26 protein-coding genes are annotated in these 22,409 nt (G+C 36.4%); 10 read left to right on the top strand and 16 right to left on the bottom strand.

All coding sequences use genetic code 11. From position 1 onward, the window contains the following. Nucleotides 1–12: 12 nt before the first annotated feature. Both BAU28_RS19665 and BAU28_RS19660 read right to left on the bottom strand, forming a co-directional pair. Complete coding sequence (locus BAU28_RS19665; protein WP_071719649.1) at nucleotides 13–522, bottom strand: YwhD family protein; 510 nt, start codon at nucleotides 520–522, stop codon at nucleotides 13–15. A 25-nt stretch (nucleotides 523–547) separates the two neighbouring features. Next, nucleotides 548–1,222 carry a site-2 protease family protein gene (locus BAU28_RS19660; protein ID WP_002174409.1) on the bottom strand — a complete coding sequence of 225 codons (675 nt, stop codon included), beginning with the start codon at nucleotides 1,220–1,222 and terminating at the stop codon, nucleotides 548–550. 112 nt (nucleotides 1,223–1,334) lie between these two features. Here BAU28_RS19660 and BAU28_RS19655 point away from each other — a divergent pair, with 112 nt between their 5' ends. Further along, nucleotides 1,335–1,520, top strand: coding sequence for a 2-hydroxymuconate tautomerase (locus BAU28_RS19655; protein ID WP_001147171.1), 186 nt, complete (start codon nucleotides 1,335–1,337; stop codon nucleotides 1,518–1,520). 38 nt (nucleotides 1,521–1,558) lie between these two features. Here the strand turns inward: BAU28_RS19655 and BAU28_RS19650 are convergent, their stop codons facing one another. From BAU28_RS19650 to BAU28_RS19625, 6 genes are all read right to left on the bottom strand, one after another. Beyond that, entirely contained in the window at nucleotides 1,559–2,863 is a 1,305-nt protein-coding gene (locus BAU28_RS19650; RefSeq protein ID WP_071719648.1) for an HD domain-containing protein, read from the bottom strand. A gap of 145 nt (nucleotides 2,864–3,008) precedes the next feature. Then, nucleotides 3,009–3,947 carry an ABC transporter substrate-binding protein gene (locus tag BAU28_RS19645; protein WP_002174411.1) on the bottom strand — a complete coding sequence of 313 codons (939 nt, stop codon included), beginning with the start codon at nucleotides 3,945–3,947 and terminating at the stop codon, nucleotides 3,009–3,011. Between the two features lie 202 nt (nucleotides 3,948–4,149). Then, a complete protein-coding gene (locus BAU28_RS19640; protein WP_002174412.1) occupies nucleotides 4,150–4,962 on the bottom strand; it encodes an ABC transporter ATP-binding protein in 813 nt (270 codons plus the stop codon). 15 nt (nucleotides 4,963–4,977) lie between these two features. Next, nucleotides 4,978–5,994, bottom strand: coding sequence for a FecCD family ABC transporter permease (locus BAU28_RS19635; protein WP_001260763.1), 1,017 nt, complete (start codon nucleotides 5,992–5,994; stop codon nucleotides 4,978–4,980). Next, entirely contained in the window at nucleotides 5,991–7,046 is a 1,056-nt protein-coding gene (locus BAU28_RS19630; RefSeq protein WP_071719647.1) for a FecCD family ABC transporter permease, read from the bottom strand. Before BAU28_RS19630 ends, BAU28_RS19635 begins: the two co-directional genes overlap by 4 nt. Before the next feature lie 234 nt (nucleotides 7,047–7,280). Then, entirely contained in the window at nucleotides 7,281–7,505 is a 225-nt protein-coding gene (locus BAU28_RS19625) for a YuzB family protein (protein WP_002174414.1), read from the bottom strand. A 289-nt stretch (nucleotides 7,506–7,794) separates the two neighbouring features. On the opposite strand from BAU28_RS19625, the gene BAU28_RS19620 reads away from it, so the two are divergent. After that, a complete protein-coding gene (locus BAU28_RS19620) occupies nucleotides 7,795–8,487 on the top strand; it encodes an RsfA family transcriptional regulator (RefSeq protein WP_071719646.1) in 693 nt (230 codons plus the stop codon). Nucleotides 8,488–8,655: 168 nt separating this feature from the next. Beyond that, a complete protein-coding gene (gene lipL / locus BAU28_RS19615; protein WP_048374923.1) occupies nucleotides 8,656–9,501 on the top strand; it encodes an octanoyl-[GcvH]:protein N-octanoyltransferase in 846 nt (281 codons plus the stop codon). A 204-nt stretch (nucleotides 9,502–9,705) separates the two neighbouring features. Here the strand turns inward: lipL and pta are convergent, their stop codons facing one another. Beyond that, the gene (pta, locus tag BAU28_RS19610) at nucleotides 9,706–10,677 is read right to left on the bottom strand and encodes a phosphate acetyltransferase (protein WP_000067215.1); all 972 of its coding nucleotides are present in this window, start codon (nucleotides 10,675–10,677) and stop codon (nucleotides 9,706–9,708) included. Between the two features lie 278 nt (nucleotides 10,678–10,955). On the opposite strand from pta, the gene hemQ reads away from it, so the two are divergent. The 4 genes from hemQ (at nucleotide 10,956) to gerQ (ending at nucleotide 14,227) form a co-directional block, all read left to right on the top strand. Then, entirely contained in the window at nucleotides 10,956–11,699 is a 744-nt protein-coding gene (gene hemQ, locus BAU28_RS19605) for a hydrogen peroxide-dependent heme synthase (protein WP_025147009.1), read from the top strand. A 193-nt stretch (nucleotides 11,700–11,892) separates the two neighbouring features. After that, nucleotides 11,893–13,170: a serine hydrolase gene (locus BAU28_RS19600; protein ID WP_071719645.1), complete on the top strand. Its 1,278-nt coding sequence runs from the start codon at nucleotides 11,893–11,895 to the stop codon at nucleotides 13,168–13,170. A gap of 175 nt (nucleotides 13,171–13,345) precedes the next feature. Then, nucleotides 13,346–13,768, top strand: a complete 423-nt coding sequence (cwlJ, locus tag BAU28_RS19595; protein ID WP_002174420.1) for a cell wall hydrolase CwlJ — start codon at nucleotides 13,346–13,348, stop codon at nucleotides 13,766–13,768. A gap of 27 nt (nucleotides 13,769–13,795) precedes the next feature. Continuing rightward, a complete protein-coding gene (gerQ, locus tag BAU28_RS19590; RefSeq protein WP_025147006.1) occupies nucleotides 13,796–14,227 on the top strand; it encodes a spore coat protein GerQ in 432 nt (143 codons plus the stop codon). Between the two features lie 31 nt (nucleotides 14,228–14,258). On the opposite strand, the gene BAU28_RS19585 is transcribed toward gerQ, so the two are convergent. The 3 genes from BAU28_RS19585 to BAU28_RS19575 all read right to left on the bottom strand — a co-directional run bounded on the left by BAU28_RS19585 (nucleotide 14,259) and on the right by BAU28_RS19575 (nucleotide 15,978). Continuing rightward, nucleotides 14,259–14,627, bottom strand: a complete 369-nt coding sequence (locus BAU28_RS19585; protein ID WP_048374933.1) for a DUF423 domain-containing protein — start codon at nucleotides 14,625–14,627, stop codon at nucleotides 14,259–14,261. Between the two features lie 64 nt (nucleotides 14,628–14,691). Next, nucleotides 14,692–14,979, bottom strand: coding sequence for a YwdI family protein (locus tag BAU28_RS19580; RefSeq protein ID WP_002174423.1), 288 nt, complete (start codon nucleotides 14,977–14,979; stop codon nucleotides 14,692–14,694). A gap of 6 nt (nucleotides 14,980–14,985) precedes the next feature. Further along, on the bottom strand, nucleotides 14,986–15,978 hold the full coding sequence (locus BAU28_RS19575; RefSeq protein WP_071719644.1) for a potassium channel family protein: 993 nt from the start codon (nucleotides 15,976–15,978) through the stop codon (nucleotides 14,986–14,988). A gap of 96 nt (nucleotides 15,979–16,074) precedes the next feature. On the opposite strand from BAU28_RS19575, the gene BAU28_RS19570 reads away from it, so the two are divergent. The 3 genes from BAU28_RS19570 to BAU28_RS19560 all read left to right on the top strand — a co-directional run bounded on the left by BAU28_RS19570 (nucleotide 16,075) and on the right by BAU28_RS19560 (nucleotide 18,885). After that, entirely contained in the window at nucleotides 16,075–17,358 is a 1,284-nt protein-coding gene (locus BAU28_RS19570; protein WP_071719643.1) for a purine/pyrimidine permease, read from the top strand. Nucleotides 17,359–17,563: 205 nt separating this feature from the next. Next, entirely contained in the window at nucleotides 17,564–18,385 is an 822-nt protein-coding gene (locus BAU28_RS19565; protein ID WP_025147002.1) for a Cof-type HAD-IIB family hydrolase, read from the top strand. Between the two features lie 209 nt (nucleotides 18,386–18,594). Next, nucleotides 18,595–18,885 (top strand): DUF3817 domain-containing protein, encoded by a 291-nt coding sequence (locus BAU28_RS19560; protein ID WP_002174427.1) that lies wholly within the window; start codon nucleotides 18,595–18,597, stop codon nucleotides 18,883–18,885. Nucleotides 18,886–18,928: 43 nt separating this feature from the next. Here the strand turns inward: BAU28_RS19560 and BAU28_RS19555 are convergent, their stop codons facing one another. Genes BAU28_RS19555 through BAU28_RS19540 form a run of 4 tightly spaced genes read right to left on the bottom strand, consistent with a single transcriptional unit; the run spans nucleotide 18,929 to nucleotide 22,406 of the window. Continuing rightward, nucleotides 18,929–19,606 (bottom strand): uracil-DNA glycosylase, encoded by a 678-nt coding sequence (locus BAU28_RS19555; protein WP_071719642.1) that lies wholly within the window; start codon nucleotides 19,604–19,606, stop codon nucleotides 18,929–18,931. A 19-nt stretch (nucleotides 19,607–19,625) separates the two neighbouring features. Further along, nucleotides 19,626–20,618, bottom strand: coding sequence for an ABC transporter permease (locus BAU28_RS19550; protein WP_071719641.1), 993 nt, complete (start codon nucleotides 20,616–20,618; stop codon nucleotides 19,626–19,628). Next, complete coding sequence (locus tag BAU28_RS19545) at nucleotides 20,611–21,528, bottom strand: ABC transporter ATP-binding protein (RefSeq protein ID WP_071719640.1); 918 nt, start codon at nucleotides 21,526–21,528, stop codon at nucleotides 20,611–20,613. Before BAU28_RS19545 ends, BAU28_RS19550 begins: the two co-directional genes overlap by 8 nt. Then, on the bottom strand, nucleotides 21,525–22,406 hold the full coding sequence (locus tag BAU28_RS19540) for an SGNH/GDSL hydrolase family protein (protein ID WP_116500397.1): 882 nt from the start codon (nucleotides 22,404–22,406) through the stop codon (nucleotides 21,525–21,527). The genes BAU28_RS19545 and BAU28_RS19540 overlap by 4 nt, the downstream gene beginning before the upstream one ends. Between the last annotated feature and the right edge of the window lie 3 nt (nucleotides 22,407–22,409).

Genomic DNA, 22,409 nt, shown 5'->3' with positions numbered 1-22,409 from the left:
CGTCAGCTATTTTTATTCACTTAATAATGCATGACGCAATTCTTCACTAGATTCGTTCCAAATTGCTTCGTTATGCTCTTTTAAAAATGCACCAAGTACTTTTTTAGATGATTCATCCATATGGTCAACCATAATGTGACGCTTTAATGATTTATCCATTTTGTTTACATGCTCTGGAAGTGATTTATATCCGCGGCGAATTTCACGGTCTACTGTCATTTCACAAGCTGTTACACCTGCGTAATAAGCACCGGTTGCCGTTCTTTCAATCGTTACCCAAACAAGCCAAAATGGTTTTCCGTTTGGAACTTCATCTTTATTTGTTAAAAACTTAATTCCTTTTTCTACTGTGCTACGCGCATGCATCGCACCAATATCAACGAACGCAGTTTTTTCTAATACATCAACAAATACAGGAGAAATATTTTCTAGACTTAATGCTCCAACTCCAAACCCACCATGTCCATCTGTTGAGTCATTCTTTACAATATTAAAACCAATCTTTTTCTTTTTCTCTGTCATATGTAACTTCCTCCTCGCTTAATGATTATAAAAGCCCAAAAATAGGCGCAATGATATTTTGTAAAAATACTAATACATACGGAATAACAACATTGAAAATAGGCTGAATTGTGTAATTGCTAAGCGGTGTAATAACAAGAATTAACAAAGCAATTGATCCATACTTTTCATACTGAGTCATTTTTGCACGCACATTTGCTGGTGCTAAATCTTCAACAACGCGATATCCATCAAGTGGTGGAATCGGTAATAAGTTAAATACAAGTAAAACAATATTAAGCATAATAAAAATTTGGAAAAATTGAGCTAACGTATCTGCTACCGCAAATGGAATGGAATCTAATACTCCAAATGTTAATAAGCTATACCAAATAATTAAACCAATTGCACTTAAAATTAAATTACTTATCGGTCCTGCAATAGAAACTAAGATTCCTGCAAGACGCGGTCTTTTGAAATTATACGGGTTAACAGGCACTGGTCTTGCCCAACCGAATCCAAGAATTAATACAGCAATCATCCCGATAGGATCTAAGTGAGCCATCGGCGATAATGTTAAACGCCCTTGTTTTTTCGCTGTATCATCTCCAAATTTATATGCAACATACGCATGTGCAAATTCATGCACAGATAGCGCAATAATAATTGCCATTGCTACCAACGGAATTTGGTGCAACGGGTATCTAAATAACTGATCCATACTTCATCTCCTCTTCCATATGTCAAAAAAAGAAAATATTTGTTTTTTCGATTGTTCTTCCTCATAATCCGCTATAATAAGAGTGTAACTTACATAAAAGGAGCGATTGTACATGCCATACGTAACAGTGAAAATGCTAGAAGGACGCACAGAAGAACAAAAGAAAGCTCTTGCTGAGAAAGTAACCGCAGCAGTAAGCGAAACAACTGGTGCTCCTGAAGAAAACATCGTTGTTTTCATCGAAGAAATGTCTAAAAACCATTATGCAGTCGGCGGAAAACGCCTAAGCGACAAATAATTTCAAGTTTTTCATAAGAAGCAGCCATTAGCTGCTTCTTATTTTTTTCCTTCTAACAACTCGATAATTCTTTCTTTATATTTTCCTTTTCTTCCATCTTCATAGATTAAATCATGCGGATAAAATAACTTTTGATCCGTTCTCTTCTTACCCGTAATCGCCTCAACAATATCCGATTCACGTGAAAGCTCTCTAAGATCCCCGTTAGGCATAAGGAGTAAGATTGGCAGACGCTCTTCCTCTTCTCCTGCGCGGTAAAAGTCATACGGTAAATCCGATGTTGAATCAACAACTAAATAATACTCTGGATCTAATCCAATCTTTTTAAATAAGCTACTTAGCTCCATCCAATTATCTAAACCGTGCTTATCCGTAAACTCTACATACTTAAATAGATTTCGATTCATAAATCGGCGGCATAAATCACTTAAAATTGGATCTTCTTCGTCTTGCCATACTTGGAAGTAATAATACATAACGTTCTCGTCTAGCTTTAAATAATCCTCTACTGTTACCTCTTCTTCAAATAAAGAGTAGAAATGAACAGGATGATATTTAAAAGTATAGTACTTCTCATGCAATGATTTAGCTCGATGTAAAATCTTCGTTAAAATAACTTCTGCACTACGCGTTACCGGATGGAAATATACTTGCCAATACATTTGATAACGGCTCATAATATAATGCTCTACAGCATGCATACCACTATTTTTAATGACTACTTGATTCCCATATGGACGCATGACACGCAGTATACGTTCCATATCAAAGTTGCCATACTTTACACCTGTGAAATAAGCATCTCTTAATAAATAATCCATACGATCAGCATCAATTTGGCTTGAAATCATACTAATCGCTAGTTTATTAGTAGATGTTTTCGCAATTACATCTGCTACCTTTTGTGGAAACTCCTTATCAACACGGCTTAACACATCATTAATTTCCGTATCGCCAACGATAATCTTTTGCGTAAATTTCTCATGATCTAACGAAAATACTTTTTCAAACGAGTGAGAAAATGGGCCGTGGCCGACATCATGAAGTAATGCCGCACATAAACATAATAATCTATCTTCAGCATTCCAATTTGGTCTGCCATCAAACACATCATCAATCATACGACGAATAATTTCATATACACCTAACGAATGAGTAAAGCGACTATGCTCTGCACCGTGAAATGTAAAAAATGTCGTTCCAAGCTGCTTAATACGGCGCAAGCGTTGAAATTCTTTCGTTCCGATTAAATCCCAAATAACACGATCACGCACGTGCACATATTTATGTACTGGGTCTTTAAACACTTTTGTTTCGCTGAGTTTGTCGTTTAAATATACCACCTTCCGACATCCCCCTTTCTTTACTGCATTCTTACTATATATTATAAACGATATAGGAAACAGAAAGAAATGAAAGACTATATTAATTCCTTGTATATAAAGAAAAATCACTTTTACCGAAGTAAAAGTGATTTCTTTTTGTATATTATTTTCCTAAAACAAACTCAGCAACTTCGTCTAAGATCATTTCTTTACCTAGTGGGAAGTATCCTTTGTTTAGGTCTTCATTGCTAATTGTGAATACGTGATTGTTTTTAACAGCGTTCATGTTTTTCCAAATTGATTCTTCTTGGAATTCTTTTAGACGCTGAGAACCGTCACCAGTTGTAAATACGAATAAGTAATCTGGGTTGTAATCGATTAAAGCTTCTTTTTGTACTTGTACTAGCGGTTTATCAGTTGGTGTACCTTTAACTGCTGGTAATTTTAAGTCATTAAAGATTACGCTACCGTAACCGTAGTCACCGTATACGCGGAATGCATTTGGATATGCAGCCATTTTCATGAATGTTGCATCGCCAGTTTTTGCGATGATTTTGTCATGTAATTTGCTTGCTTTTTCATCATACTGCTTGAACCATTCTTTTGTTTCTTTCTCTTTACCGAAGATTTGACCTACTTCTTCGAATTTTGGACGCCATTGGTCTAGTGGAGTTTTTAACATAACTGTTGGTGCAATTTTAGATAATTGATCGTAGATCTTTTCTTGACGATTGTTTACAAGAATTAAATCTGGTTTTGCAGCAGCTACTGCCTCGATGTTAATTTTATCGCCCCAAGCAGAACCAACTGGTTTTACACCTTCTAATTTCTTCGCGATATGTCCATCAATTTTTTCTTGTGTTGTATTTGCAGTAATAATCGGTTTCATACCGAAAATTAATAATTCTTCTGTTGAACCACTAAGGTCAGCGATTTTCTTTGGATTTGCAGGAATTTTAATTTCCCCTTTTGCGTGTTGTACAGTGCGCTCTTCAGTCTTCGCATCTGCTTTCTTTTCTTCTTTGTTAGAAGAACAAGCCGCAAATAGTACAGAAGTAACAACTAGTACCATTGCTAATAGTGCCGTTTTAAATTTCTTCATATTCCCACTCCTTCTAACTGTATTTCTCTTATAATTTGCATTTAACTATAAGAAACAAAAACAACATTTAATTAATATATTTTTATTAATTGTTGTTTATAGCCCATTCTAACGGGCGTTCAACTTCCCATTCATCAATAAGAAGCTCAACGTCCATTAGAATCCCCCCTCTTACCTCTTTAAGAGGGGGACATTCTATTAATTATGCTTTTTTACGCAATTGATTACTAATCATCGTTAAATCGTATGTTAAGCAAATTGGTTTACAGTTTACTGGACATGGAACGATTTGCGCTTCAATCTCAAATACATTACGAAGCGTTTCACTTGTCATAACTTCATCTGGTGTTCCTTGTTTCATTAACTTCCCAGCTTTTAATGCAATCATATGATCAGAGAAACGAGAAGCATGATTTAAATCGTGAATGACCATAACAATCGTTCTGCCTTCTTCTTGGTTTAACTTCTTCAGTAAGTTTAATACTTCAAGTTGATGAGCCATATCTAAGTATGTTGTTGGTTCATCTAACACGAGTAAATCTGTTCCTTGTGCAAGAGCCATCGCAATCCATACACGTTGACGCTGACCACCTGATAAAGCTTCTGCTGGACGATTTGCGAATTCTGTCATTCCCGTCACTTCAAGTGCCCAATGAATGTAGCGATAATCCTCTTCTTTCAATGTTCCAAATCCTTTTTGATGAGGAAAACGTCCATATGAAACAAGTTCAAACACAGTAAGGCCCGTTGGCACTTCTGCAGTTTGTGGTAAGATCGCCATTTTCTTTGCGATTTCTTTTGTTGGCTGTTTCTCAATTGCTTTTCCATCAAGATAAACAGTACCTCGTTTTGCTTTCAAAATACGAGAAGCCGTTTTTAATAATGTGGATTTCCCACAACCATTTGGTCCAATAATCGTTGTAATTTTCCCTTCCGGAATTTCAACTGTTAATCCATCTATAATTAACCCTTCATTATAGCCAACAGATACCGAATCAACTGCTAAAGTTGCCATACAAAAAACCTCCCTTTATTTTGTCCTCATAAGTAAATATATGAAATATGGTGCGCCAATTACAGAAATAACAAGACCGACCGGTATTTCTGAAGTTGGTAACACACTTCTTGAAATTACATCTGCAAATAAAAGCAAGAACGTTCCTATTAATGCAGCTGTTGGTAACATAATTTGATGTTTACCACCAACGAGGCGTCTCGCTAAATGCGGAGCCATTAAACCGATAAAGCCGATTCCGCCCGCAACAGCAACAGATGCACCAGCTAAACAAACTGCAATAAATAATAATTTACGTCTTTCCTTTTCTACGTTTACGCCAAGGCCAACTGCTGTAGAGTCGCCTAAATTCATTACATTTAATATGTGCGCTTTACTAATGGCAAGTGGTAAGAAAATAACCATCCACGGAAGTACACTTAGTACGAATTTCCAATCTGTACCCCACAGACTTCCCGCTAGCCAAATCGTGGCAAAGCGGAAATCGTTAGATGTCATCTTCATAGAGAAAATTAAACTAACAGCACCAAATCCCGCTGCAACCGCGATACCTACAAGTATTAATCGAGTCGATGAAACGCCATCTTTCCATGCAAGTAAATAAATAATAACCGCTGCTAATATTGCTCCAACTAGCGCGAAGAATGGAAGGATAAATACAGATAAAAGTGTACCAGTTCCAACTTTTCCAAAGAAAAAGTAGACGAATACAACAACTGTTAATCCCGCTCCAGCGTTAATACCTATAATACCTGGATCAGCGAGTGGATTTCGTGATAACCCTTGCAAAATCGCACCTGACATAGCTAATGCAGAACCAACTAATATAGCAATAACCATACGTGGCATACGAAATTCAAATAAAATAACAGACTGATCTTCTGCACCTAATCCAACTAATGACTTTAATACATCCATTGGAGGTATTTTAAATGTTCCTGTATTTAAACTCACTAAAAATACAGCAACGATTAATCCTACTAAAATCGTTAAAATCGAAACGTTCTTTTTTGTTAAGACGCTCGTCCTCACATTTTCCCTCTCCCTTCATTACGTGCTAAGTAGAGGAAGAATGGAACCCCAATTAGCGCTGTAATTGCTCCAATTGGCGTTTCAAACGGCGGATTAATAACGCGAGATAACATATCTGCACATTCAATTAACAATCCACCTAAGACCGCAGAACACGGGATAACCCATCTATAGTCTGAGCCTACAAGGAAACGAGTCATATGCGGAATTACAAGTCCAACGAATCCAACCGATCCTGCCATAGAAACTGCAGAACCTGTTAATACAAGAACAAGCACTGTTCCTATGAATTTAATTAATGTCGTATTTTGGCCTAGACCAATCGCGATTTCTTCACCAAAGCTTAAAATGGTAATATATCTCGACATCATAATTGCAATAATGAGGCAAACTAGACCAATCGGCACTAACATATTAATACTTTGCCATTTCACTCCGGCAACACCGCCTGCATTCCACATACTTACCTCTTGGGCAAGGTTGAAGTACAGTGCAATTCCAGATGAAATTGCCCCTAATAAAGCACTAATTGCCGCACCAGCTAAGGCTAATTTTACAGGCGTTAATCCACCTGGTGAAGAAGACCCAATACCATATACAATGCTCGCACCAAACGCAGCTCCAATAAAAGATGCGATAACAAACATTAAATAGGGTGAATTAGGGAAAAATGCATACATAATTGCAATTCCAAATACAGCTCCATCTGTAATTCCCATTAACGATGGTGATGCAAGTGGATTTCGTGTCATGCCTTGCATAATTGCTCCTGATACCGCTAAAAAGGCACCTGCAACTACGCCCCCTATTGCTCTAGGCATGCGTAATTCTTGAATTACGTTATGGTGCGTTATAGAACCGTCAAACTGGAACACAGCTTGCCATACAGTCTTTAAACTAATATCCGCTGCACCAAATGAAATAGAAACCGCCATACTTAAAGCTAACAAAATTGTGCCCACTATTAATATAATAGAAGCAATGAGCGGTCTGCTCTTAATCTCTTTAACATTCACTTCTTGCTGCTCTATACTCCTTGCGCTTGCTTCCATCCCTCAACCATCCTAACCAACACATATATTTATTGAAATGAAATTTATTCTCAAATAGTAATAAAAAAAATTAGGTGAATTGACCCTTTCTTGATAATGATTCTCAGAATCACACTTTCTATTCTACCTACCGCTCCAAAAGGCTGTCAACCATTATTTTGAAATATGAACTCATACAAAGCACTATCTTATGGGCATAAAAAAAGAAGAGTAATCGGTTCACTCTTCTTTTTCTTACTTATTTAACTTTGTTTCAATTTTTGTAATTAATTCATCTTCTGTTGGAGCTGCAACCGGACGATTATTTACAAATGCGAATGATTTCTTACGACCAGGTCCGCAGTAAGACTGACATCCAACTTCAATCGTTGCACATGAATCTACTTTTTTTAACTTCGGAATTAGCGTTTTAACGTTCGTCGCCTGACAATCATCACACACACGAAATTCGTTTCCCATTATATATAACACTTCCTCTATTTTAAACTTTTCACAAGTACATTTAAAAATCAACACTAAATGGTATTTTACCGCTCTTTGAAGCTTGTTGCAAGTCTCTGGGCATAGCTCCATTCCTATATAAAGCTACATACTTTTTATATTTTCTCCTTCAAAAGCTCCCATCATTCATAGCAAAATTTCTTCCCTTCATCGAAATCTACCATATTTTTAAAAGCTTTGTATAAAAGCTCGTTTTTTTGCCCATTATAAAAATAGGAAGTTCATAAAAAGAAAGGGAGTTGAATCTATGAAAGTGAGACAAGATGCTTGGACAGATGAGGACGATTTATTACTTGCTGAAACGGTACTTCGCCATGTTCGAGAAGGAAGTACTCAATTAAATGCATTTGAAGAAGTAGGAGACCAGTTAAATCGTACATCAGCTGCTTGTGGTTTTCGCTGGAATGCTGTTGTTCGCTATAGCTATGAACAAGCTCTTCAACTAGCAAAAAAACATCGTAAAGATAAAATGCGTGCTGCGAGCGGTGAACAAGCAAAAAAACGTTTACTTTATACACCACCAGCTTCAGAAGCGGTAAATGATTATGAAGAACTAGTACCATACGAAACAGCTGTTCAATATAAAGAAACTATCCCATATCAAGAACCGACTGTTCCTGCTTCAAGAAGCTCAATAACAATGCAAGACGTTATTTACTTTTTACAAACAGTTGGATCTTCAAATATAAAAGTAACAGCTCTTGAAAACGAGAATACGAGATTGAAACAAGAAATAAAAGCGCAAATGCTACGAAATGAAGAACTAGAAAAGAAACTAGAAAAATTAGAAAAGCAATCTCATACTGTACAAGAAGATTACGAAACACTTATGAATATTATGAACCGAGCTCGCAAATTGGCAGTAATGGATGATGAGGAACGCTCACAAACATCTTTCCGAATGGATCGAAACGGTAATTTAGAAAAAATCGCAGAATAAAAAGGATGCATATGTGCATCCTTTTTTATTTCACTTCAACCATGTATGCTTCTTCGAATTTAGAATCCCCCTTTATCATTCTTAGCCAAGAAGATTCCTTTCCAAAACCTTCTTCCCTCTTTTTTGCTATAATAGAGATTGTCATTTTAAAGATAAGGGGTTAGTTAAATGAGCAATTCCCGTTCGATTTTATCTCAGCCAGAGTGGCGTATTGTGGATCAGTCTAGTTTAGGACCAACATTCCATGCATTGCAGTCATTCGCAATGGATGACACATTATGCACAAGTATTGGAAATGGCGAATCAGCTGCAACAATGCGCTCTTGGGTTCATCACAATACAATTGTTCTAGGCATTCAAGATTCACGCCTACCACATTTAGAAGAAGGTATTTCCTTTTTAAAACAAAACAACTTTAATGTTATCGTTCGTAATTCTGGTGGACTTGCGGTCGTACTTGATGAAGGTGTTTTAAACGTATCACTTTTATTCCAAGAAACAGAAAAAGGTATTGATATTGATCTTGGGTACGATACGATGTGGCATTTAATTAAGGAAATGTTAAACGATTACGATGTTACTATCGAGGCAAAAGAAATTGTTGGTTCTTACTGTCCTGGTAGCTACGATTTAAGTATTCGTAATCAAAAATTCGCTGGTATTTCACAACGCCGTATTCGCGGTGGCGTTGCTGTACAAATTTACCTATGTGCTACAGGAAGCGGTTCTGAGCGTGCCGCACTCGTTCGTGATTTTTACAACGTAGCAATTCAAGGAGAAGAAACGCGATTTACGTATCCTGAAATTGTGCCGAGCACGATGGCTTCACTATCTGAATTACTTGGCGAAACAATTACAGTGCAAGATTTAATGATGCGTCTTTTAAAAACGTTGCAGCAATTCGCTCCAAAGTTAACACCATCTCAGCTAACATTAGATGAAATTCCTTTATACGAGACGAATTTACAACGTATTATTGATCGTAACAATAAGGCACTTGGCTTAGAAAAATAGAAACCGTCGCTATAATAGCGACGGTTTCTATTTTTTATATAAATGCTTTTATTTCTTAACCACAACAAATTGTTTATCTTCTAAGAAAAATGTATCCCCTAATAATTTAAAACTACTTAATTCTTTAATAAAAACAAAAATGACCATCCTATTCCGTTATACACGAAATAGGATGGTCATTTTTCATATCAATTCGTTATAGAATTAAAGTGCTTGAGCCGCTGTAATTAAAGCTAACTTGTACACTTCTTCTTCGTTACATCCACGAGATAGGTCGTTTACAGGCATGTTTAAACCTTGTAAGATTGGTCCTACTGCTTCGAAGTTACCTAAACGTTGAGCAATTTTGTAGCCGATATTACCAGCTTCTAAGCTTGGGAATACGAATACGTTAGCATCACCTTTAATTGTAGAACCTGGAGCTTTTTTCTCAGCTACAGATGGTACGAATGCCGCATCGAATTGGAATTCTCCATCTAAAGTTAATTCAGGAGCCATTTCTTTTGCAATGCGAGTTGCTTCTACAACTTTTTCTGTTTCTGGAGATTTCGCAGAACCTTTTGTAGAGAAGCTTAACATAGCAACGCGTGGATCAATACCGAATAGTTCAGCAGTTTTCGCACTTTCGATACCAATTTCAGCTAAATCTTGGCTGTTTGGTGCAATGTTAATTGCGCAATCAGCGAATACATATTTCTCTTCTTCACGTACCATGATGAATACGCCAGAAGTTTTTGTAACGCCTGGTTTTGTTTTAATAATTTGAAGTGCTGGACGAACTGTATCAGCTGTAGAATGAGCTGCACCACTTACTAAACCGTGTGCTTTGCCCATGTATACAAGCATTGTACCGAAGTAGTTTTCGTCTTTAAGGATTTTGCGAGCGTCTTCTTCTGTTGCTTTACCTTTACGGCGTTCAACGAAAGATGCTACCATTGCATCCATTTCTTCGTATGTAGCTGGATCGTAAATATCAACGCCTGCTAATGTTAAGTTCATGCTAGCAGCTTTCGCGCTAATTTCTTCTTTATTACCAACTAAAATTGGTTTTACTAGTTCTTCTTTTGCTAAACGCTCTGCAGCGCCTAAAATTCTTTCATCAGTTCCTTCAGGAAGTACGATAGAAATGCCTTTTCCTTGAACTTTTTCTTTTACTGTTGTAAATAAATTGCTCACGAATAAACCCTCCTACAAATGTTAAAAAACTCTACCTTTAAGAATACTTCTTTTCATCTATATTTTAAACTTATAGCCCCCAAAAAATAGATAAAATAAAAATGATTATATTTTCATAAAATTCAGCCTAGAAATAAAGCCTATTTAAGCCTTATTTTCTCTCGTTTTTCATTACATATAAATGTGACAATTTTATGCGCCGAAACTTTATATAGATGATTTTAAACCTATATATGCTATAGTTAACGTGTAAAATATCATTAACTGAGGTGAATAGAATGAGTGAAGCAACAACAACGTTAGATGGCTGGTATTGTTTACATGATTTACGTTCTATTGATTGGGCAGCATGGAAAACATTATCTAGCGACGAACGCGGACAAGCAGTGTCTGAATTTTTAAATGTCGTTGAAAAATGGAACGAAGTAGCTACTGCAAAAAAAGGTAGCCATGCAATGTATACGGTTGTTGGTCAAAAAGCAGATATTATGCTTATGATCTTACGTCCAACAATGGAAGAGTTAAATGAAATTGAGACAGAATTAAATAAAACAACATTAGCTGAATATATGGTTCCTGCATATTCTTACGTATCTGTTGTTGAACTAAGTAACTACCTTCCAGCTGATGAAGATCCATACCAAAACCCACAAATCTTAGCTCGCTTATATCCTGAGTTACCGAAAGCAAATCACATTTGTTTCTATCCAATGGACAAGCGTCGCCAAGGTAATGACAACTGGTACATGCTTCCTATGGAAGAACGTAAGAAACTTATGTACAGTCATAGCAAAATCGGTCGCCAGTACGCAGGTAAAGTACGCCAAGTTATTTCAGGCTCAGTCGGATTCGACGATTTTGAGTGGGGTGTAACATTATTCGCTGACGATGTTCTTCAATTTAAGAAACTTATATATGAAATGCGCTTCGATGAAGTAAGTGCCCGCTACGGTGAATTTGGTACATTCTTTGTCGGAAACATTTTACCAGACGAAAAAGTAGCGAAATTTTTACACGTATAATATCGAAAAAGGAACGAAATTCGTTCCTTTTTTTCATATTTAATATATTTCTCCCGAAAACCCTCTTTTTTCATCAATTATCAACAAAAATAGACATATTTTTTCAAATCCCTTGTAAAATTGTAACCTTTTCGCATCCAGAATTATGCTAAAATGGTACGAGCTACATGCTAATAACGATGCGAAGGTGATAATGTATATGAAGAAAGTCTTGTCTATTTTACTATTGTTTCTATTGTCATTTTCTTCCTTAGGAGTAACAACATCCCATGCAGAAGAAAAAATACATATAGAGGCAGCTGCTGCACTTCTATTTGATGCAGATACAGGAAAAATACTGCATGAACAAAATCCAGATGAATTACTAGCTATTGCTAGTATGTCAAAATTAATTGTTGTTTATGCTGTTTTAGAAGCTATTAAGGAAGGTAAAATTACTTGGGATACGAAAGTAAACATCTCTGATTATGCTTACGAAATCTCACGTAATAATGAATTCTCTAACGTTCCCTTTGAGAAAGGGCGCCAATATACGGTAAGAGAATTATACCATTCTATCGTTATCTTCTCTGCGAATGGATCTAGTATTGCTTTAGCAGAACTTCTTGCAGGAAGCGAAAAAAACTTCTTAAATCTTGCAAATGAGCATGCGAAAAAACTAGGGTTAAAGAAATATAAATTTGTAAATGCTACTGGATTAAATAATGCTGATTTAAAGGGTAAACATCCTGAAGGAACTGACCCGAATGGAGAAAACTCTTTATCAGCCCGCGATATGGGTATTCTTTCAAAAACAATTATTACAAAGTATCCAGAAATGCTAGAGGATACAAAACAAAGATTTAGAAACTTCCCAGATAATCATCCAAAACCAATTCGTATGGAAAACTGGAACTGGATGTTACCAGGTGCTGCCTTCGCTTACGAAGGATCAGATGGTTTAAAAACAGGAAGTTCCGATACAGCTGGATATGGTTTTACCATTACAGCAAAACGCGGTGATTTACGTCTTATTTCTGTTATTATTAAAACGAAATCAATGGACGAGCGTTTCACAGAATCTCGCGCATTAATTGAATATGGATTTAATAACTTCGAAAAACAAAAACTAAAAATAGATAAAAACAACAAAATTTCTGTGGTAAAAGGAAAAGAAGACTACGTAACAGTTGCACCAGAAAAAGAAGTGACAGTAGTTACTGCAAAAGGTAACACACCATCTTACAAAATTTCAGCTGAAGCCGATAAATCAATTGCTGAAGATGGACATTTAGTTGCTCCTGTTAAGAAAGATGCAAAAGTAGGCTCAATCGTTTTAGAATCAACTGATAAATACGGTTTCTTAGACGGAAATAAAAGTATGAAAATTGCTGCAAAAACGACTGAAGAAGTAGAAAAAGCAAATTGGTTCGTTTTAACAATGCGTTCAATTGGTGATTTCTTCTCAAACTTATGGTCTAAAGTATTTTAATGATAAAAAAGCTAGCCCACGCTAGCTTTTTTATTTTCCCCTCTAAATGTAAAACTTTGTTTGGTTGTCATATCTAGGTCCTTTTTCTCATACGTATGAACTAGTAATTGTTCCACACTTCATCTAGAAATAAACCTCTTTCTACAATGCATTCCTAAAAGAGAGGTGACACATAATGGGCGTTATTGCTCATACAGAAGAAGATGTTAAGTTATTAGCTAGACTCATGCGTGCTGAAGCCGAAGGAGAAGGGCAACAAGGTATGTTGATGGTCGGAAACGTTGGCGTAAATCGTGTCCGCGGAAATTGCTTAGACTTTAAAAAAATCCGAAATTTACGTCAAATGGTTTACCAAAATCCTGGTGGTTTTGAGGCAACTCAAAAAGGGTATTTTTATCAACGAGCAAGAGAACAAGATATTGCCTTAGCGCGGCGAACAATTCAAGGGCAACGTTTTTGGCCCGCCAACTTTGCCTTATGGTTTTTTAGACCTGAAGGTCCTTGTCCACCAACTTGGTATAACCAACAAAATTCTGGTCGCTTTAAAAAGCATTGCTTCTTCCAGCCATCTGGTGAGGATTGTCCTAGCGTATATTAAGGAATGAAAATGAGGAGGGATTTTTAAATGGCACAGCAACAAAATCCATACAACGGAACAGGTTTTTATCAACCATCTGGAACTTATATGCAACCGCAACAAATGACTCCACAACAGCAACAACAGCAACAGCAAGCAATGCAACAACAAGCTGCTCAAGCTCAATATGCAGTGTCTCAAGGTATGTTGCCAATAGAGCAATCGTATATTGAAAATATCCTTCGTTTAAACAAGGGTAAACCAGCTACAGTTGTAATGACTTATGAACGTGGTAGTTCGCTTGGTACACAATCTTATACAGGGATTATCGAGGCAGCTGGCCGTGATCATATCGTTATTAGTGAGCCAAAATCTGGAAAGCGCTATTTACTACTAATGATTTACTTAGATTATGTAGAATTCCCAGGAGAAATTGCGTATTTACCTGGTCAACAAGCAACTTATGCTCCAAGGCCATAAAAAAAGCTGGCAAATGCCAGCTTTTGTTTTTTTATAACCCTTTTACAACTGCAGTTCCCACTAAAATCCACGCCACAATAAACGCTACACCACCAAGCGGTGTAATTGGACCAAAGAACTTAATGCCTGTCGTACTTAATGCATAAAGACTGCCTGAGAACATAATAATCCCGGCTACCATAAGCCAACCAGCAGTGCTTAAAAGCGACGATTGAATCTTATCCATTAATAAGGCAACTACGAATAATCCCCCTGCATGAAACATTTGATATGTAACGCCCGTCTTCCACACTTCTAACATTTTTGCAGAAATTTTATTTTCTAAACCATGTGCTCCAAAAGCCCCTAATGCAACAGATAGTCCCGCTGCAATACAACCTAGTAAAAAGAAAATTTTCATCTTAATTCCCCTTTTTTACCTTTATCATAAGCAATTTTCACATATAAGCCAAACGATTTTACTTTTAAAAATCAAATAAAGAATTACCGTTTGCATCATTTTCTTTTATATATACTTTTTCTCCAGAAACTGGCATAACTGGTTGAACTGTCGTCATAGGTTGAGATCCGATTACTTGTGATTGAACTTGTGGTTCCCTATACGTATGTGACTCAACTTGTTCATCTAATAATAAATCACATAAAGCACGTACAACTAATAAATGCTCTTTTGATTGCTGTCCTTCACTACTTTTCGCCTTTGCAATTTCATTCGCCATTTTATTTAAAATCTTATCACTAGATACTTGCATTCCTTGTCACCTCTTACTTTGTAGTTCTTTCTCAAATTGCCCCAGTTTCTCAACTGAACCAAATACTATTATCATATCATGTTCTTGCAGTTTTTCCTGCCCTGTCGGATTGTGGATAATTTCCCCATTTCTTAAAATCGCTAAAATCGTTACATCAAATTGATTTCTCACATTACTCTCTAGTAACGATTTATTGGCTAAGATAGAATCTTTACCAACTTGAATTTCTTCAATTACAAATGATTGCTCCACTCCATACAATACTGTATCAATATAATGAACTGTTAACGGATTCGCAATACCTTTCGCTATATGAATTCCTGCCATACTAGATGGATTAATAACCTTATTTGCACCAGCGCGCCGTAATTTCTCTTCTGTTTCTGGTTTTTCAGCTCTTGCTACTATTTTAATTGCATCATTGAGCCCTCTTGCCGTTAATGTAATAAATACATTTTCAGCATCGTTTGCTACGATAGCAACTAGACCAGCTGCCTTTGAAATTCCAGCATTATGTAAAACGTGATCTTCAGTTGCATCTCCATGTACATATAAAAGTTTTTCCTGTTCGAATGTACTTCCATCTTTATCCACAACTACAAACGGGATTTTCTTTTCCTGTAATTCATGTACAACTTGAAGCCCTACTCTTCCGCAACCACATACTATAATATGATTTTCTAACTGTGCTATTTGTTTATCCATCTTCTTCCTCCGTACTGCATGAAATAAATTCCCTTCAATAATCATAGCTGCTACTACCCCAATTGCATATGTAACGATACCGACACCAACAGGTATAATAAGAAGCGCAAAAACTTTTCCCGCCTGTGTCACAGGAACCGCATCACCATATCCAACAGTTAATACCGTAATCATCGTCATCCAAAATGCTTGAAACAAGCTAATCTCTTCAATTGTCATAAATCCTAGCGTTCCTAGAATTACAACAAAGGTCATACATATAACTGCTATCCATAATTGCTTACGTGCATTCATATTATGTTTCAACTCTTTTCTCTATCTACAATCTTTGCCAGAGGAAATGAAATACGTATATACTAGAAACGGAATCTATGAAAGAGGTTGATATTAATGAAGCTATTTCTTTCTGCCTTGCAATGGGCACTATTTATTTTAGCTGGAAGTCTTATTGTACCAATTAGTATCGCAACTAGTTACGGTCTTGATGGTGCTGAAGCTATCGCGTTTGTACAAAGGACATTATTTGTTCTCGGTTTTGCCGGCCTCTTACAAGCTATATTCGGTCATAAACTTCCTATTCAAGAAGGCCCTGCAGGCCTTTGGTGGGGAATTTTCTCCCTTTATGCAAGCTTAGGTGTCGTATTATTTGGATCAAGTAATGAAACACTTAAGGTCCTTCAGTACGCTTTCCTATTAAGTAGCATCATTTGTATTATTCTTAGTGTTTTTGGACTTATTGATAAACTAGTTCGTTACTTTACACCGACAGTAATTGGAACGTATTTATTCCTTCTTGTCGCACAACTTAGTGGCTCCTTCTTAAAAGGCATGTTTGGCCTTGATGGACAACATACAGAAGTACAGCCAAAGGTATTTATTCTTTCACTCATTGTTATTTTACTATCTTTTTTCATTATGAAGCTACCTATTATTGGACAATATTCCGTTCTTTTCAGTATCGTCTGCGGCTGGATATTATTCGCGTGCTTCGGATTATCTAATCCAGTAACACCTGTGACAGATATAATTCGTCTTCCATCGCTATTTGTTTTCGGGATGCCCCGCATTGAATGGAACATGGCAATTACAGTAGTTTTCGTCACGCTACTACTTCTAACAAATATGTTAGCAAGTATTCGCGTTGTACAAAAGGTTGTTTCTAAGTATGAAGAAGATGCCGCTTCAGACCGCTTCAAACAAGCTGGCATTATAACAGGAATAAATCAATTACTAGGTGGTCTATTTTCAGCCATTGGTCCTGTTGCCATTTCTGGATCAGCAGGGTTTATCGCAACGACTAATATTTATAAACGCCTCCCATTTATGTTAGGGTCAAGCTTTATTATTCTTGTTAGTATATTCCCAAAGATTACTTCATTCTTTGCAGCAATCCCTGTCGCAGTTGGATATGCTGCAATTTATCCTGTATTTGCAAGCATGATTGGTCTCGCTTTTCGCGAATATGACACTGTACAAAATAAAGAACAATTATTTAAAGTAGCAGGTCTTTCAATCTTTACAGGAATCGGAGTTATGTTTGTTCCAGCAGGGGCTTTTTCTACACTACCACCATTTTTAGCATCATTTTTGAGTAATGGTCTTGTTCTTGGATCTGTAATGGCTATCTTACTGGAAATACTATTTTCTCGTTCTAACGAAAAACAACTATCGTAAATTGGAAAACTTCCATTATTGCACTCTACCTTTAGAGTTGTTACGATAATGATAAATTATCATGGGCAACACGCTCATGATAATTTATACTAACAATGCAAGACTTCACCTGATTTCATGCGAAGAGGTTCGATGTCTTACTATATATTCCCCAATACCTTCATAAAAATTTATTTCTATTTAAACAAAGAAAGGAATTTCCCATATGACTTATAAAATGATTGTTTTAGATTTAGATGATACTTTATTACGCGATGACCATACAATTTCACCTCGTACGAAAGAGGCTTTAATGACAGCACAAGAGCAAGGAGTTAAAGTTGTACTTGCTTCTGGGCGTCCAACGTTTGGTATGCGCAACGTCGCGAAAGAGCTTCGTTTAGAAGAATACGGTAGCTTTATTCTATCTTTTAACGGCGCAAAAATTATTAACTGTAAAACAAATGAAGAAATCTTTAGTAGTACTCTATCTCCTGAAATCGTTCACAACCTATTTGAAATTAGTAAAGATGAAGACGTTTGGATTCATACTTATATTGGCGATGATATCGTAACAGAAGAAAATAATCCTTATACTGAAATTGAGGGCGAAATTACTGGTATGCCAATTATTGAAGTTGATAATTTCAAGGCTGCAGTCAAAGAACCTGTAGTAAAAGTATTAATGAATAAAGAGGCTGAACGCCTTGTTGAGGTAGAAAAGAAACTACAAAAACAACTAGAAGGTCAATTAAGCGTTATGCGCTCAAAACCATTCTTCTTAGAATTTACTGAGCATGGTGTTACGAAGGGAACGAGCCTAAACCAACTAATCCAAACACTTGGCATTAAGCGCGAAGAAGTAATCGCAATGGGTGATAGCTATAACGACCAAGCGATGATTGAATTCGCTGGTCTTGGCGTTGCAATGGGCAATGCACCAGATGATATTAAAGAAATTGCAAACTATGTTACAGATACAAATATGAACGATGGCGTTGCAAAGGTTGTAGAGAAATTCGTACTAAAAAGCGAAGCGCTTGTATAATATTTTCATTCATAAAACCTATTTGAAGTCAAATACTTCAAATAGGTTTTTGTTTAAATTGCCATGCTTTTGTGACTATATTTTGAACTTTGCACTATTCTCGTAGTGTAAACTTTCTTTTTGTATATAATGGAACAAAATAGACTATTTCATTTTGAAAAAGAATACAAATTTACTATATACAAGCATACGTTAAAGGAGGCTATTTCATGTTATCTACACCAATCGGACGATTAAGAGCAATCGGCTTAATTGAGGGGATTTCTTTCCTATTACTATTATTTGTAGCAATGCCGTTAAAATATTTCGCGGGGTTTGCAACAGCTGTTAAAATTACAGGTATGGCTCATGGTGTCTTATTCATACTATTCATCTTTGCGGTAATTCAAGTAACAATCGTACACCGTAAATCAATTTTATGGGCACTTGGCGCACTTGCTGCATCAGTTATCCCATTCGGCACTTTTGTACTAGATGCAAAACTTAAAAATGAACAGTAATAGTAAAAAGGTAGTTAACAATTGTTAGCTACCTTTTTAGCGTTTATATATTTGGAATTTGCCAATCGATTTCTTTTTCATCCCTATTAGATAAAATCTCATTTACTTTAGAGTACGGCTTACTTCCAAAGAAACCACGTCTTGCTGATAATGGACTTGGATGTACGGATTCAATAATATGATGATTCGTATTCGTAATTAACTTTTTCTTCGCCTGTGCATGGCGTCCCCACAATATGAAAATAACTGGCTTTTCACGTTCATTTAGCAGTTCAATCACGCGATCTGTGAAATGCTCCCATCCTTTCCCTTTATGAGAATTTGCCTCACCTTGGCGAACTGTTAATACAGTATTTAATAATAATACTCCTTGCTCTGCCCACTTTACTAAATAACCATTATTCGGAATTTCATAGCCATATTCATCTCGCAGTTCTTTATACATATTTAACAGCGATGGCGGTGTTTTTATACCCGGTTGTACAGAAAAGCTTAAACCATGCGCTTGATTCGGTCCGTGATACGGATCTTGTCCTAAAATAACAACCTTTGTATTTTCATAACTTGTATACTGCAGAGCGTTAAAAATGTCTTCTATCTTTGGATAAATAACATACGTACTGTACTCTTCTTCCAAAAATCCGGCTAATGTTTGATAATATTCCTTTTCAAACTCTGATGCCAGTAATGAACCCCAATCATTCTGTAAAGTATTTTTCATACCTTCACTTCCTATCCAATTAATTCACCATATCTTGTTTTGTAAATACTACGAAAGAAATAATAAGGGAAACTACTGCCCATACGGTTAAATTCATTAAGGAAAACCCCATTGATAACCCTTGTAATGCAGGCAGTTTTCCTGATAAATAATCCGTTAGCGATAAGTTGACACTAAAAATATATTTCGCACCTTCCCAAGACGTTGCAAAAGAACTCAAAATTCCGCCAGCAATTAATGCAGCTAACATAACGCCCATACCAGCTGGTGTATTTCGAATTAACACAGAAACCATAAATGATATAGTTCCTACCACAATAGCAACAAACCAAGCTAGTCCGTACGCCATTAATATGTATTGCCACTGCGGGATAAGATGTACAAAATTCGTATTTAATGTCTCCTTATCAATAACGAATCCTGTTAAAACAGGCAAATTCCATCCTGAGTATCCAAATACAAGCCCCGATAATGCGTAAGCAAACACACCGACAAGAAGCAAGATGAGCGAAACGAAAAATAACATCGTCACATATTTACTAAGGAGTATTTTCCAGCGCCGAATCGGCCTTGTAAGAAGCATTTTCATCGTACCATCACTTCGTTCTCCTGAAACGATATCAATTGCGACAATCATAACGAGCAATGGAATAAATAACGTTATTCCTTGTTCAATAAACGCCCTCACAAATGTCGGGGCTCCTGGTGCAGTCGGATTAATATCATGATCCAAATAATATTGTTGCTGTTCCACCCTCACCTTTAACCAATCACGCCATTCTTCTGGCAACCTTGAGTTGTTCAAACGGTTCTGAGAATCAACAATTTGTTGTTGCAACGATACTTTCCAATCAGTTGTGCCGAGTCTTTTTTGCGTTGTTTCTATTTCACGATACTGGGCGTACACAAAAAGTGGAATCAAAATTGCTAAAATAAGCATGACAACGAAAATACGTTTCTTACGGTAAATCTTTTCTGATTCGTTTAAAACTAGATTCGCAAATTCACGCATGTTGCTCACCCCTTGTGAGTTCAATAAATAAATCTTCTAACGTAAATACGAGCTCTTTAACGCTATGTACATCTATCCCGTTTTCTACAAAACGCTTATTCCAAACATTAATAGACGTAACATCCATACGACATAGTAAACGCTCATCTTCTATACTAACTTCCCCTATTTCCTCAGCGGCATCTAGCATGTCTTTCGCCTTGGAAATCGGTGTAACAACCCACTCTACACGATCACTCGCCGTTTTGATCAATTCTTCTATAGGTGCAACTGTTATCATTTTCCCTTTATGAATAATAGCGACACGGTCGCATATCATTTGTACTTCACTTAATAGGTGACTCGAAATAAATACACTCATGTTCTCTTCTTTTACAAGCTTATGTATAAATTCTCGCAGTTCTCTAATTCCAGCTGGATCTAAACCGTTCGTCGGTTCATCTAATATAAGTAATTTCGGATTTCCAAGAAGCGCCTGTGCAATTCCGAGACGCTGCTTCATACCGAGGGAGTATGTTTTTACCTTATCGTGAATACGCTCGTCTAAATGAACCATTTTCGCAATTTCACTAATACGTTCGTCGGGTATATCACCAAGCATACGCGCAAATTGCTTTAAGTTTTCCCATCCAGTTAAATATGTATAAAGCTCTGGGTTTTCAACGATACTTCCAATTTGACGCATCGCTTCTCTGAAATTTTCCTTAATAGAATAACCACCAACAGATATAGTACCTTCTGTCGCTTTAATAAGTCCGACTAACATTCGAATAGTTGTTGTTTTTCCAGCTCCGTTTGGCCCTAAGAAGCCGAAAACTTCTCCTTGCTTTACATCAAACGAAATGTTTTCTACAAGTATTTTCTTTCCAATTACCTTCTTCACGTCTCGTACGGAAAGTATCGTCGTCATTTTCCCCCTCCTTGTTCTAGTTTTAATTTACTTACAACATTTTGGACTAATCGCTCTGCCATGTATGTGTAACCTACTTCATTCGGATGAAAATGATCGGAGTATAATAAATCTTTTCCACGATTTTGGAATAAATCGAATGTAGGTGTAATATATACATTTTTATCATTTAATGCTAACTTCTCTAAAGAAGCATTCCAATCAACAACTATATTCGATGACCCTTTTAAATCTTCTACATCCTCAAAAGGATTGTATAAACCTAACCAAAAAATAGGGCTATCTGTATTTAATTTACGAATTTCTTCTATAATTTTCTTTGCTTCATTTTGAAACGTTTCAGTATCAGGACGATACGTCTCTAAATCTATCTTTCCGAGCGATTCCCATCCTGGGAATAAATCATTTCCTCCAATTGTTAAAACAATTACATCGGCTTGCTTAATTGAATATTGAGCGCCGCTGCTTTCAATTTGTTTTAATAAATCAGGCATTTTCGCACCACTAACTGCTAAGTTGGTTAGTGCAACTTTTTGTTTATAATCTTTTTGTAAATCTTCTTTCATTCGTCCAATATAGCCAATTCCTTCTTTATCACCAACGCCGCGCGTTAACGAATCACCTAAGCTAACTATTTGTAACGTTCCATTTTTCTTCTTTTCTTTCTCCACTACGTCAGTTTTCGTAATTAATTTTGAAGCCTTCGGATTTAATACATCATTCACACCTGAAACAAAACCGTATGCAAATAAACAGAAAGACGCAATTGTAATAAGCAGAATTACTTTTACTAATTTTGATCTCATATCAAAACCCCTTTTAGCCCTCATAGATTGTCCATAATTATACCAAACGAATTTTTGAAAAGCGATTTTCACCCC

Origin of the sequence: Bacillus paramycoides, from assembly GCF_001884235.1 — a bacterium.
Lineage (GTDB): Bacteria > Bacillota > Bacilli > Bacillales > Bacillaceae_G > Bacillus_A > Bacillus_A paramycoides.
Note: the sequence above shows the minus strand (reverse complement) of the source record. Positions and strands in the feature narration are given on the sequence as shown.

Coding starts and splice junctions, on each gene's coding strand:
- BAU28_RS19660 (WP_002174409.1), bottom strand. CDS start 1,222: ATGGATCAGTTATTTAGATACCCGTTGCACCAAATTCCGTTGGTAGCA.
- lipL (WP_048374923.1), top strand. CDS start 8,656: ATGAGCAATTCCCGTTCGATTTTATCTCAGCCAGAGTGGCGTATTGTG.
- BAU28_RS19555 (WP_071719642.1), bottom strand. CDS start 19,606: ATGAAAAATACTTTACAGAATGATTGGGGTTCATTACTGGCATCAGAG.
- BAU28_RS19585 (WP_048374933.1), bottom strand. CDS start 14,627: ATGAAAATTTTCTTTTTACTAGGTTGTATTGCAGCGGGACTATCTGTT.
- cwlJ (WP_002174420.1), top strand. CDS start 13,346: ATGGGCGTTATTGCTCATACAGAAGAAGATGTTAAGTTATTAGCTAGA.
- hemQ (WP_025147009.1), top strand. CDS start 10,956: ATGAGTGAAGCAACAACAACGTTAGATGGCTGGTATTGTTTACATGAT.
- BAU28_RS19575 (WP_071719644.1), bottom strand. CDS start 15,978: ATGAATGCACGTAAGCAATTATGGATAGCAGTTATATGTATGACCTTT.
- BAU28_RS19545 (WP_071719640.1), bottom strand. CDS start 21,528: ATGACGACGATACTTTCCGTACGAGACGTGAAGAAGGTAATTGGAAAG.
- BAU28_RS19600 (WP_071719645.1), top strand. CDS start 11,893: ATGTATATGAAGAAAGTCTTGTCTATTTTACTATTGTTTCTATTGTCA.
- gerQ (WP_025147006.1), top strand. CDS start 13,796: ATGGCACAGCAACAAAATCCATACAACGGAACAGGTTTTTATCAACCA.
- BAU28_RS19570 (WP_071719643.1), top strand. CDS start 16,075: ATGAAGCTATTTCTTTCTGCCTTGCAATGGGCACTATTTATTTTAGCT.
- BAU28_RS19625 (WP_002174414.1), bottom strand. CDS start 7,505: ATGGGAAACGAATTTCGTGTGTGTGATGATTGTCAGGCGACGAACGTT.
- BAU28_RS19645 (WP_002174411.1), bottom strand. CDS start 3,947: ATGAAGAAATTTAAAACGGCACTATTAGCAATGGTACTAGTTGTTACT.
- BAU28_RS19665 (WP_071719649.1), bottom strand. CDS start 522: ATGACAGAGAAAAAGAAAAAGATTGGTTTTAATATTGTAAAGAATGAC.
- BAU28_RS19550 (WP_071719641.1), bottom strand. CDS start 20,618: ATGCGTGAATTTGCGAATCTAGTTTTAAACGAATCAGAAAAGATTTAC.
- BAU28_RS19655 (WP_001147171.1), top strand. CDS start 1,335: ATGCCATACGTAACAGTGAAAATGCTAGAAGGACGCACAGAAGAACAA.
- BAU28_RS19560 (WP_002174427.1), top strand. CDS start 18,595: ATGTTATCTACACCAATCGGACGATTAAGAGCAATCGGCTTAATTGAG.
- BAU28_RS19640 (WP_002174412.1), bottom strand. CDS start 4,962: ATGGCAACTTTAGCAGTTGATTCGGTATCTGTTGGCTATAATGAAGGG.
- BAU28_RS19580 (WP_002174423.1), bottom strand. CDS start 14,979: ATGCAAGTATCTAGTGATAAGATTTTAAATAAAATGGCGAATGAAATT.
- BAU28_RS19620 (WP_071719646.1), top strand. CDS start 7,795: ATGAAAGTGAGACAAGATGCTTGGACAGATGAGGACGATTTATTACTT.
- BAU28_RS19630 (WP_071719647.1), bottom strand. CDS start 7,046: ATGGAAGCAAGCGCAAGGAGTATAGAGCAGCAAGAAGTGAATGTTAAA.
- BAU28_RS19565 (WP_025147002.1), top strand. CDS start 17,564: ATGACTTATAAAATGATTGTTTTAGATTTAGATGATACTTTATTACGC.